This window comes from Arthrobacter sp. 05T410 (assembly GCF_056396505.1).
The window spans coordinates 1-11630 of sequence record NZ_JBFTLP010000036.1; the positions used below are offsets into that span (position 1 = coordinate 1).

5 protein-coding genes are annotated in these 11630 nt (G+C 65.8%); all 5 read right to left on the bottom strand.

Annotated elements, in window-relative coordinates:
• Nucleotides 1–563 precede the first annotated feature (563 nt).
• Genes AC1DFR_RS21930 through AC1DFR_RS21950 form a run of 5 tightly spaced genes read right to left on the bottom strand, consistent with a single transcriptional unit; the run spans nucleotide 564 to nucleotide 11626 of the window.
• On the bottom strand, nucleotides 564–3467 hold the full coding sequence (locus AC1DFR_RS21930; protein ID WP_476872192.1) for a DUF6519 domain-containing protein: 2904 nt from the start codon (nucleotides 3465–3467) through the stop codon (nucleotides 564–566).
• Nucleotides 3468–3520: 53 nt separating this feature from the next.
• Complete coding sequence (locus AC1DFR_RS21935; protein ID WP_476874467.1) at nucleotides 3521–5791, bottom strand: hypothetical protein; 2271 nt, start codon at nucleotides 5789–5791, stop codon at nucleotides 3521–3523.
• Nucleotides 5792–5829: 38 nt separating this feature from the next.
• Complete coding sequence (locus AC1DFR_RS21940) at nucleotides 5830–8607, bottom strand: putative baseplate assembly protein (RefSeq protein WP_476874468.1); 2778 nt, start codon at nucleotides 8605–8607, stop codon at nucleotides 5830–5832.
• Nucleotides 8604–11252 carry a baseplate J/gp47 family protein gene (locus AC1DFR_RS21945; RefSeq protein ID WP_476874469.1) on the bottom strand — a complete coding sequence of 883 codons (2649 nt, stop codon included), beginning with the start codon at nucleotides 11250–11252 and terminating at the stop codon, nucleotides 8604–8606. Before AC1DFR_RS21945 ends, AC1DFR_RS21940 begins: the two co-directional genes overlap by 4 nt.
• A 17-nt stretch (nucleotides 11253–11269) precedes the next feature.
• Nucleotides 11270–11626 carry a GPW/gp25 family protein gene (locus tag AC1DFR_RS21950; protein WP_476872188.1) on the bottom strand — a complete coding sequence of 119 codons (357 nt, stop codon included), beginning with the start codon at nucleotides 11624–11626 and terminating at the stop codon, nucleotides 11270–11272.
• Nucleotides 11627–11630 lie beyond the last annotated feature (4 nt).

Genomic DNA, 11630 nt, shown 5'->3' on the forward strand with positions numbered 1-11630 from the left:
CAGAGCCGGTTGCTCCGCGAGTTCCTCTGCCGACACTTTGCGGTTGACCGACATGAATGACTTTCGGGTTGAAGGCACGGCCGATGACTTAGGTTCTACGTCGTCCAGCCCGAGCATGGCCGCCCTGAGTACGTGCGCCCGGTCCGCGAGGCGTTGCAGTGCCGTCAAAGGGTTGCCTACACTCCATTGTGGCATCGACCAACCGGGCCTCAGCATGCGGCTTTTTCCAGCATGAGGCAACCGTGGCCTCGAGTTCGCCCAGCAACCGTGCGAAGACGCCGTCAGGCGCGTCGTGCGTGAGCACGGAAGTATCCGGGTGAGCGTTGTTGTTAGTGGTCCCCAAGCACGCCACTGGCAAGTGGGCCTTACAAGCGAAGACGAGACCCGGAAGTCTCGTCTTCGACGCGAACATAGGAATCGAACCCTTCTACCCTCTAGCGAATCAGTTAAACAGGCAACCCCGGTGTTACCCAAGGATGTAGACCGTCGCTCTGACGAACCACTCGGCAGTCTAACCAATAGCTACTCACGCCCAACCTTCTTCGCATTTTTTCCAGTTGACCTCAAGCGAAATTCACGTTGAAGCCGAGTGTTTTGCTAGAGACCGCGACGGGGTCGTAACCGTTGTCTGAGGGAACGTCAACTTTGGTCGCCGACGACTCCATCAAATTTTCCGTGATGATCCATAGGGGCTGGGCAGGCAAGGGTTCGAGTGGGGCAAAGGTGACACCGATGGTGAACGCCGCCGCCACACTAGAAGCCGCGGCCATGTGGTTGTGACGTATGATCACGCGTTTGCCTATCGTCCCGAACACGCGCATGCCCTCGATCCGCAAGCTGGCGTTGGGGGAATTCCGGTAAAGAATGGCGAAGTTGCCATCTATCACGAGACTGTTGCAGTTGCCAACGAACACCCCGAACCGTTCCCGTGTCGCACTGGTTGGCAAGCTCACGCTGAGGTTATTGTCCTTTATCATCACTACCCCCGCCATTCCCCTCGTTCTTCCTCTGCCGAAGCCGACGTGGATTCCCTGGACCGCGTCGATAACTGTGTTTCCGCTCACGAGCACCTCGCTGGCCGACAGACCGCCGACCACGATGCCCTGGTCAGCCGCAGGCGTGTCCTCTCGAAGAAGTGTGGGAATCACTTTGCGAAAGAGCGGCGTTCCCCCAGTCCCGGTCCCGCCGCTCAGTAGCATGGCACTGGCGAACGCCTTTAGCCATCGCTTCAGGGCCCGTGGGCTGGTGATGCCCGCAGGCGTGAGCGTCGTGATCGCCCGGCTCCAGTCGGTGTCGTTCCGGTCACCATGGGAGAGACCGGGATCCGAGCGGAAGTGCACCTCTTGGCCGTTGTAGGTGACAGTGGCGTTCGTGCCGGGCGGGGGCGGAACCATTGTGCCGCCGAAACTGACATGGTCGATAAGTTGGCGCCGCAGGGCCGCCCGGTAGTCCACGTCCTTCAACAGCAGGTCGTCGGGTGGTCTCGCACCAGCCTGGATCACGTTGTCGGTGACGTGGCTGCGGCCGACGTTGACGAGCAGGACGCCAACCTGCCGGTGCCCGACCTCCAGATTGCAGGTGTGCACGTTCGCGCTGGTGGTGTCCTCGGTCTGTGTGTTGCGGATGGTGATGCACGAGGCCGCACGCTGGGGCCCGCCAGCGCACGTCACGCTCGCGCCGTCGACCGTCACCGAGGGGCAGTCGAGGAAAGTCAGCGATCCGTTGAGGGAGCCGCCCCCGCCGGGGGCGCCCGCACTGACGGATAGGTGGCGGACGCTGACGCTGAGGCAGTCCACGAACTCCAGTGCAGCCTCGGAGTTCGGTGCTTCGATGCGCGTCCCTGGCCCCACGCCTAGCACCTGAATGTGCCCAAGTCCCTGGATGCGCAGCGGGGCCTGCAGCGTGTAGGTGCCTGGGCGCAGGCAGATGAGCGCGTCGAGCCGGCCACCTGCCGGATTCGGCCCCAGCCTGCCGAGCGCGGCCGCCAGGTCTTCACCGGGTCCCACCAGCAAGTTGCAGAGCGAGCCGTTGCGCGAGCACAGGATGTCGATCGCTTCCTGCACGGTGGTCGCGGTCCCGAACCGGCAGGTGGCGTCCGAGATGCTCACGTCTTCGGCGGTGATCGCCGTCAGCGGCGGGAACAGCGGCCTGCAGTCGCCGTTCGGGACTGCTGTGAATGAGGCCCCGCCAAATCGAACGAGCGCGAGGCGGGCCAGATGATGGGGGGTGCCATCCGGCCAGCGCAGTGTGGGGTTTCCGCTGTCCTTTGGCCACTCCACGCTACCCGTATCGGCGCCGATGGCTGTGCGGGCCGGGATCAACCAGTAGTCCCCTGCTGAGTAGGCTCCGTCTGCGAAACGGACCTCGACACCGTCCTCCAGGGACTGCCAGTTACCGGTCATCGGGACGCCCTGGTCGGTGGGTTCGACCTCGGGCGCACGGCCGCCGCGCTGGTCCCACCGCCGCACCAGAGGGTGTCGGGCAGGGTCGAGATCGGGCAACGGGCCAGGCACGAACGTGACGGTGCGCGTTGCGGGATCCACCCCTTGCACGCGGACCAGCGTGCCGCGCTGGTCCGTCAGCTCGTAACGATCGTCGGTCAGCTCCAGCCATTGGGGCAGGGGTTCAGAGGCAAGCGTGAGGAGCGTGTCCTTTCCGATCTCCGCCACGATGATCTGGCTCCCGCTTGCCACGTTGCCGTTATCGTCCGGCTCGATGGCGCTGACCACAGTCCCGTTGTCGCGTGACCATTTGAAGCGGGCCACTTCGCGCGTCCCGCCCCGGTGGACCTCGACGCGGTAGAGCTGGTTCTCCAGGCGCCGGTAGCCCGCATTGGGAGGCAGGATGCACAAGGGGTCGTTACTGGGTACGACGGTCCGCGATTGCGCGGCCATCTTCCCTGCATTGGGAATGCCGACGAGCCTGGACCGCAGGAGCTGGTCCCATTCGGCGAAGGTGGTGTTACACGTGACCGAGCCGCCAGGGTCGGCCACCGGCAGCAGTTTCACCTGCCACACCGCCTTGGAGCGGGCGGCCGTGTCCGGGCCGCCAAGCGCCGTCTCGCGGACCTCACTGTCCTCCAACGCGCTGATGTGACGGTCCCAGGCTTCAATGTACGCGATGTAGAGGCCCGCGGGGACAGGCAAGAGGTTCCCCGTCACGAGCCGGACGTCCTCCTGAGCCGAATATGGTACGTCCTCGTCGTTCTCGCAGAGCAACCCGTCCACGTAGAAGTGGCCTGCGCCGATCTGCAGACCGTTCCCCCGAGGGGTGATCCCGAATCCGGGGCGGCTCTTGGGCGCGCCGGCCGGCCCGACGAGATCGGCGGCTTGAGATTCCGCCCGGTGCCGGTTGATGGCTTGTTGCTCGTTCCAGTCAGCATCGAGCTGCACCCGGCCCTGCTGCATGAGCACGCCATTGTAGTGCTTGTCCTGCTTGAAGGTCTGGCGGGAAAAATCACCTTTCATGCTTTCCTCCTGGTGGCCGAGTGTTTAGCAATGCGCTACGAACATGTCCTCATCTACGAGGCGAATAGCACCCCGGCTTCCAGCCCGACCCTCAGATACTCGTCGAGCCGTGTCCAGAGCCCGGCCTCGCGCTGTGGCGCGTACTGGTCGTGGAAGACTCCCATCTCGCCCTGGTCCTCTGCGCCCGTACGTATCCGGCAGGGGCAGCTCGCATGCAGCTGGCAATAGGCCGGACTGTTATAGCTGAGCGACACAAAACGGGGCACCATCTCCATCGCCTCCACGGTCGTTCGTGGCAGGCAGGCATAGCGGGGCGGAACCTGTGCGTCCAACGGAATGTAGCTGTACCGCACGTAGCCGGCCTGGCGCCGCGAAGCCCTGACAGGCGCGTTCCAGGTGTCGGCCGCACCGCGCCGAGCATGGAAGATGCTGTTGGACGCCGTGAGGAGTACCGTGTTCACCTTGCCGATCACTGTGCACGAGGTGACGGTGAGCTCACCGCCGGGCCCCGTGCCATCCGTCCCCGCGTTACCCGGCGCGGCGTAGCCCACCTCCTCCTGTCCCAGGCCGTCAATGATGCTGTTGGACATGCTCAACCTCGACTCGTCCGTCACCCGCAACCCGCCGACGATGCTGTGGTCGATCTCAACGGAGACGTTTGGCGCCTCTACCTCCAGGCTGGTGACGACGCCGACCGGCTGCCCGGTGCGTAACAGCGCGCGTCCGGGAACGAGCGTGCAGTCCACCAGCCTGAGCTTCTGCAGGCGGTTCGGCTGCCCGTTTACGAGGGCTGGCACGGTGATCCGGCCGCCCGCGATCAGGAGGCCGTTGAGGGTTACCTCACCGCTGTCGCCGCCGCCGATCACCAGGTCTCCTCCTAACTGGATCAGCGGCAGGCTCCCATTGGCCGCGCGGATCTCGAGCTGACTGTCCCTCGAGACGGTAAGCTCGGTGAGGCCGGTGTCGCGGCAGCTGCCAGTGATCTCCACCGTGCCAGCGCCCCCCAGGTCGGCCAACGCCTGGACCAAGTCGGGTTGGTCCGCCGGGTCTATCGGGATCCGCCGAAGCTTTCCCGGTGCAGCGCGGAGCCGTTCCTCCCGGACGTACTCTCCGCCTCCAATGTCCGAGAGCGCTCCGTAGTAATAGCTCACGCGCACCTCTTCAGCCGGAACGTTGGTCGGGAGGTAGATGCGGCCGAGTACCGGGTCGATCGCCACCCGCGTTTGATTCGGGTGGGCCCACTGGCTGTTGTTCGGGTCGGGGCCCGTGTCCGACAGGTCGCACGCATCGACTTCGTCGATGGTCAGCACGCGATTCCCGCGCTGGACGGTGAGGCTCTTGCCGGGGCCGTAGAGCTGTGCGAGGTTGCTTCGCAGCATGCGCCGCGTGATTGGTATCGGGACGTTGAGCGGGCCCGCCAGGCTCATTACGTCCGCCTCGCGGTCTGCCGCGCAGTAGAGCTGCGTGTTGGCACCGAGCGGGTTGAAGAGATAGCGACGGGCATCCACTCGGAAAGGCTGCGCATCGGTGAGGTGGTGGCTGCCAACACGCCAGACAAAGATGCCCAAGTTCGGGATGTTCCAATAGCCGCGGCTGCTGTTCGGCCCGTGCTGGCTGCTGATGCGCCGAACGTCTGCGGTGTGCGAAGCGGGATCGAATGGCGTGCCCGCAAGCTCGAGCCGGTCCGCCCGGCGCAGGTTGACAGTCCCCGGCTGGTCGAACGTTCGCTCAAGGCCGCCGTTGAACCCATGGCCGGGTGTCTCCAGCCGCAAATGGTTGAGGTACTGCGTCACCGCCAGCCGTTGGAAGAACTCCACGACCGTAACGTCCCAGCCCGTGATGTCCGATGCCAGCTCTTCAAGGACGGCCGCGGTGCCCTTGCGCCGCCGGAAGCGGATCGTATTCGCCACGTCAGCCCGGCTGCTTCCCAGCTGATCCTGCAGCCGCGGATCGAATGGCCGGTATCCGATCAGGTCGGCGATATACGGGACCACCCATTCGGCGCACGTCTCGATGAACTGGTCGTCATAAAGCTGCTCGATGTTCTCCTCGAGCCCCGCAACCTGTTCCGCGATGATCGTGAGCAGCGCCTTGAGCGGGCCGCGCACCCGCTTTTCCTCGAGGCGCGCGAGCTCGCGCTGCTCGGTCTCATTCAGCGGCACGGCGCCCTTGCCGCCGCCGAGGCGGTTGCGCAGCTTCTGCAGCTGGGCTTGTTMGGTAGGTGTGAGCAGGCCTTCCAGCGTGTCGGCGATGGCCGCGTCGCGCGTGCGGTAGACCGCTGGCAGAAGGCTGTAGATAGTTTCGAGGTCGAAGGTCGTGCTCATTTGACTACCCTTTCCGGCGTGCGCATGGGTGCCCCTTTTCAGATAGCCATCGTGCCGAGCTCGAGGGGCCGCGGATCGAGGAGCAACAGCTCCGCTGCCAGCGTTGCCGTGCTGCCGCCAGTGCCGCCCAAAGAACCCGGCACCTGGCTGGCCAGCGTGTCGAAGAGGCGAGTCGTCTTCAGTTCTTCCTCCTCCGCATCGACCCGGTGCAGCTCGTCCAGATCCACGGCGAGCACGCCCTTGACACCTTGGATCGCTGCGATGACTTCACTCTTGGCGACCGGCTGCCCGAATTCCCGGGCGTCAAACGAGAACCGGGTCCGCAGCGCCGCCTCAACTTCTTCCTTGACCGCGTCCTGGATATACGCCCGGTCGACGCCCAGCTTCCCTGAGAGGCGGAAGAAGGCGGCCCGGTAGGTTTTCAGCCGTATGGGCACGGTCGGATCGCCCGCTTCGCGGGCCGCCTTCAGCAGGTTGGCGTATGTGATGCTGCCCGGCTCGATCGGCTTGCCGCCCAAGCCCGCCACTGTCACGAAGACCCCGCGCTCCCTCCCATTCCACGCCCACGTGGCGAGGGCCTTGGCGATACCGGAGAAGGCACGGCTGAAGTCCTCGTAGTCGCGCAAGGAGACGATGCGGTCGAGGGTGCGTATGGGGAGCGCGGCGTTGCGGCGAATGTCCTCGCTGCTCTCGGGATCCGCCGAATCGCCCGCGGCCACGGGGTTCGTCACCTCGCGCAACCCCAGCGGTCTGGTGATCAGAAGGGAGAGCTGGCCCTCAGCGACAAGGCCCTCGGCGCCGCTGCCTTTGCGGTAGGTGGCGCCCACGTTTTCGCCGCCCCCTTCTGCGGCCGTAGGCACCCGCGCACCGGTCCGGCCATCGCCGAAGATCACGGACGTCTTCCCCTCGTCGTCCGTGCGCGTAATGTAGATGTGCTCGTCGGGGCCGTGCGCGTAGAAAAAGGGTACCTCCTGCCACATCAGCTGGTTGATGCGCACCTGCAGGGTCGATGCCGCGCCCTGCGCGGTGTCCGCCGGTACGAAGGTCAGAGGATGCTCGGGTAGCACGAACTTCTGGAAGGCCCGGCTCCCGTCTCCGCTGCCCAACGCCTGGACCTTGGTCTCGCCGTGCGTGGCGCGCGCGACGTTGGCGTTCACCGTGCACGTTTTGCGCTCGTATTCGTTCGCCAGGTCGTTGACGAAGATGAGCTCGGTGCGCCCCTGGTTGAAGCCAACGTCGGCGAGGATCATCACCTCACTGTCCGTCACCCCGTCCAGGTCTGTCCGCAGCCCCGTAACCACCACCGGCCGTCCGGCTTCGAGCCCCAGGTAGGCGCGATCCAGCACGATGCGGTTGCCCTTGACCGTATCGGTGACGGGCAGCTCGGCCAGCTCCAGCTTCTCGCTTTGCGCCAGCACGGTCGTGTTGCGCAGCGTGTACTTGTTGAAGTTGGTGCTCGTGTCGAGCTTGACGCGCGAGACCTTGCTGCTGAGCGTATGGTCCGCTCGGCTGATCTCGGTGTTGTCCAGGACCGTGTAGACGTCGCGGTTGTTTGAGGTCTCCAGTACCAGCCAGCTCCCTTTCACGATCCCGGGATGCGGCTGGTCCAGGTCGATCGCATTGCTCCCGCCGGCGGATGCGCCGGGCTCCTGGCCGAGTGTGCGGGTCTCCCAGTCGTCCGGGTAGGGAAGCGGATCGATCTCCTTCCGCGTCCCGTCCTGGGTCGTCACGAAGTTGGCTGCTAGGTTTTTGTATTGGGGCGCGTTGTGGCCGAAGATCGAAGCCCGCTGGCGCAGGGCAAAGATGCCCTCCTCCGGCGGGAAGAACTTAAGCACCATCTCCGCCTGCCTCACGATGTTCAGGCTTAGCTTCGGCAGGGACCACTCTTGGACCGCCGCATACGCCTTGAGATCCGCCTGCTTCCAAGAACCCGCCAGGATGTTGGTCTTCACGGCCGTCGTCGTCAGCTTCACTGGCGCGGTATTCCACAGGACAGGCGCCAGGTAGATGAACCGGAGTGGCGGAGGGTCCGGCGGGTCCTCGGCCAGGTCCACCGTCGTGATCTGGCTCACCGGATTCGGCGTCACTGCCAGCACCCGCTTCACCTCCCGGTTCGCCGGCCCTGCCCCTACTAGGATGAGCACGCTGTCGCCGTTGTTCAGGTTTGTCGCAGTTCCGCGCAACGTCACCCGCTTCGTCTCCTTCGTCAGTCCGGGGTGTTTTTGGACCAGCAGCGGGCGCATTGCGTTCCACTCGGTGCGCCCCGCGACCGCTTCCACGGTCTCGAAAATCTGCGGTCTCGCGCCGGGCCCGGGAATGCTCTGTACGCGGGTGCCATTCGGGACGGGGATGTCACCCGGCGTGCCGGTCTCTTCGAGAGTGAAGGCGAGGTACACGCTGGCCGCGACCCCCGGCCGGGGGATATAGCCGATGAGATTCGCCAGCTCGGCCAGCGAGCAGCGCTCCGTGGCCGTCCTGAGGAACGCCTCGTTCGCGATCCGCTCCTGGTAGAAGGTGATCACGTCCGCAGCCGCGGCCCAGGCGTCGAGGAGCACGATGGTGAAGTCGCTGTCCGAGCGCATGGTCAGGCCGTGGAGGCTGGGCAGGTCAGCCGAAGAGAGCCGGGCCAGCATAGTGGCCTTAAAACGGCTGTGCGTGCCGATCCGGTAGCGGATGCTCGACAGGCCCGGCCGGTTGTAGATCACTTCGGGGGCCTGCAACCCAAGGCCCCCACAGCAGTCACAGTCCGCCAGCTGGCGGATGGAGGGATCCAGCGACAGGGCATTGGCACCTGCGACCGTGCTTCCGTTGTTCATCGGGCCCCCTCAAGGCTTAACTCGAACACGCCCCGTTCGGGGAAGTTCGGGTCGTTATCCAGCCGCGCGATCTCCAGGCGGCCTAGGGGCAGCCGGCCCGCATCGCGCGCCTCGTCGCCCGGCCAATCGGCCCGCTGGAACTTCGTGATGTCCACCGACGCCACGCCGTCGACCTCCTGCGCCGCGGCGTACAGCGGGCTCAAGTAGATGCTCTGGCCGAAGGTCAGGTTATCGGGGTGGAATACCCCGCGACGGCCGTCGGGCAACAGCCGGTTCGAGAACACGTCCAGCAGCGCGCGGCGCACCTGACTCGTGAAGTATCCCGGCTTCACGCGCACGCGCATAGCGATCTCCATCGCCACCGACTTCGGCGGCTCGATCTCCACGTCGTGCCCCGCCATCCGGTACGGCTCCATGTACACCCGCAACGCGTCCTCAAACTCCGCACTCATGGGTCCCCCGCCGCGACGGTCTACGGTCACCGAGGTCGTGCGCCAGCTCCCGGTCCAGCGGAAGGTTGCCGCCGCGCGCTGCACGTCGCTCGTCTCGAGGACGGAGGCCGCCTCTGCTACCGCGGCATAGTCGGCCGGGGTCACTGCCCGGCGGAGGGTGGCACCGAGGGGCCGGCCGACCTGGCCCGGGACCGTCTGCGGCTTGAAGGCAAAGGGCGCGTACTGGCGTACCTCCTGTATCGTCTCCATGTCCACGCCCCCGGTTGCGGGGAGGGGATTGGAGGTGTCAAGGACACCGTTCTTTCTTGTGACAATGTGAACCAGCGTCTGCGCCCCCACGTTGCCGGCACGGCCGTTGCCCACACGGTAGGTGGCTGTGAACTTCCCCGCTCTAGGTGCCTCGCCGTGCTTGCCGTCGCCAAACCGCAAGCGCCCGCCGCCGAAGTCGGCGCCCTCTGCGTCCACCTCGACCACGAAGTGCTTCTTCACGCCGCTGCTCAGCAGGTCCAGCCGGGGCGCCCAGGGCTCAGTCGTCTGATCCTCCAGCTTAATCGCGGGCAGTGCATCGCGCGGCTGGAAACGCATGACTGCGGCCGCGGAGGGTGTCTTGTTTTGCGCGTCGTAGGGCACGGCCTGCGTGACAGGCCCGCGCTTGAGCGATGGCCGGAACCGGACCGGTGCGACCACAACGCGGTCTTCGCGGCACGCCGCTTGCATTGACGCCGACCCGGCCGTTCCTGTCACGTCCAGTTGCTGAATCGAGCTCTGGGGGACGGCACCCAGGTCTTCCTTGACCTCCGCTCCGTGGTCCGCCAATACGATGTTGCCCAGCGCGACGCTGACCCCATCCACGAATCTCGCGCCGAATTCCTTGGCGGTCTCAGCGGAGATGCAGATCGGGAAGGGCAGCGCGTCCTCGTCGGCCCAGCGGATCTCGGTCACGGGAACGGGGCCGTTAGTCGGCGGGTCGTTGAACCTGCCGCCCAGCGGATCGCTACCCGCGCTCACATCCACGAGTCGGAGGGCATGGCGGCGGCTGAGGTCCGCATCATCCGGGTCGCCGGTCCGCGGGCTGCGTACCTCCTGGAACGCCAGGACCATTCCCCGGTGGAGGTTGGGCAGGTCGCCCCGCAAGGTCGCGCGCACCGCGCCCTTTGGCAGACAGCACTCGCGCGCGCCCCACGTGTAGAAGGCCATCTCATTGTGCTCAGGCGCCAAGAGGGCCGGCTCGAGGAGCTGGAACGCGGCCGCCGCCCCGTTGGCTGCGGCCGCGTGGTCGCGCGAGTCCGGGATGATGCGCCGGGGCAGGCCGGGCACCGCACTGTAGAAGGTCGCCTCCCTCAGCTCGAACGGCGGCGTGCCGTCTTCGAGGCGCACCTGGACCCAGGCGCGCGCGTTGCAACCGTCGTGCATGAAATAGTCGACCAGACGGGCGTGCCGCCGCGCCGAAGTGCGCAGCCGGCAGGTGCCCAGGTACGCCTCCGTGGCGACAGCATCCTGGCGGTACGATAACTGGTCGCCTACGTAGGCGAGGAGCTCGACCAGCACGACGCCGAGGTCCGCCGGGTTACGCTGCCCGCCGGGCGGGGTCCAATCAGGCAGCCGCACAGACATACGGTCGAGCATGAGCTGGCGCAGGCTGTTGAAATCGCGGGCCAGATAATCGAGACTCGGCTCGTTCCGCTGCCCGGGCGGGCACGCGCCCCCGCCGGGACCGCGCTGGTGCAGCGGGTCGAACTTCGTCTCGCAGTTCACCTTGAACGAGAAATCCACCGCCCGGAGCATGGGGTCCAGGCCAGGCAGCGGGCTGGCGCTCGTCGGCACAAGGCGCAGCGTGTAAGTGGAGAAATCTCCGGCCGTGTCGACCACGACGACGAGCACGGGCACGGCCGTGCCGGCCAGCGGCTCGACCCGCACCTCGGCCGTGGCCACCCGCACGTCGCGGATCCGCTCACCGCCCTGCAGCCGCAGGCTCTCCCGGACGATCCCCAGGCCGGATGGGTCCTGGATGAAATGGACGAACAGGGTGCGCTGGCGGTCCGCAGGCGCCTGGGTCGGCGCGTCGAGCACCTCCAGGAAATCGATGCCGTTGAGGTTAGTTGCCCCGTCCTCGATCAGCCGCGCAATCTCGTTCCGCCTGCGCGGCTCGCAGCAGAAGTAGACCATTCCGCCGGAACTGATGTCGTTACTCATGAAGCTTCATCCCGCCCTCAGATCTGACGACTGAACTTTTCGGCGCGGCGCTGCTGGCTCCGTCGCAGCATGTACTGCACCTTGACCTCGATGGTCGAATCAGTGCTCGTCACCTGCACAGCCTCCACCACGATCAACTCGCCGAGAAACTGCTGGAGATTTCCCTGCACGAGGAACTCGACCGCGGTGGCCAGCTCTTCGCTGTTCGGTTGGAAGACTAACTGAGCCAGGCCCGAGCCCAAGGTGGGACGCATGACGCGCTCGCCCGGCATGGTGAAGAGCAACTGCTCGATCAACTCGCGGACGTACGCATCGCCGGACGTCGTCGCGGTCCGTCCCTGCCGGTCCATCTGGTATGGAAAGTCTGCTTGCATGGCT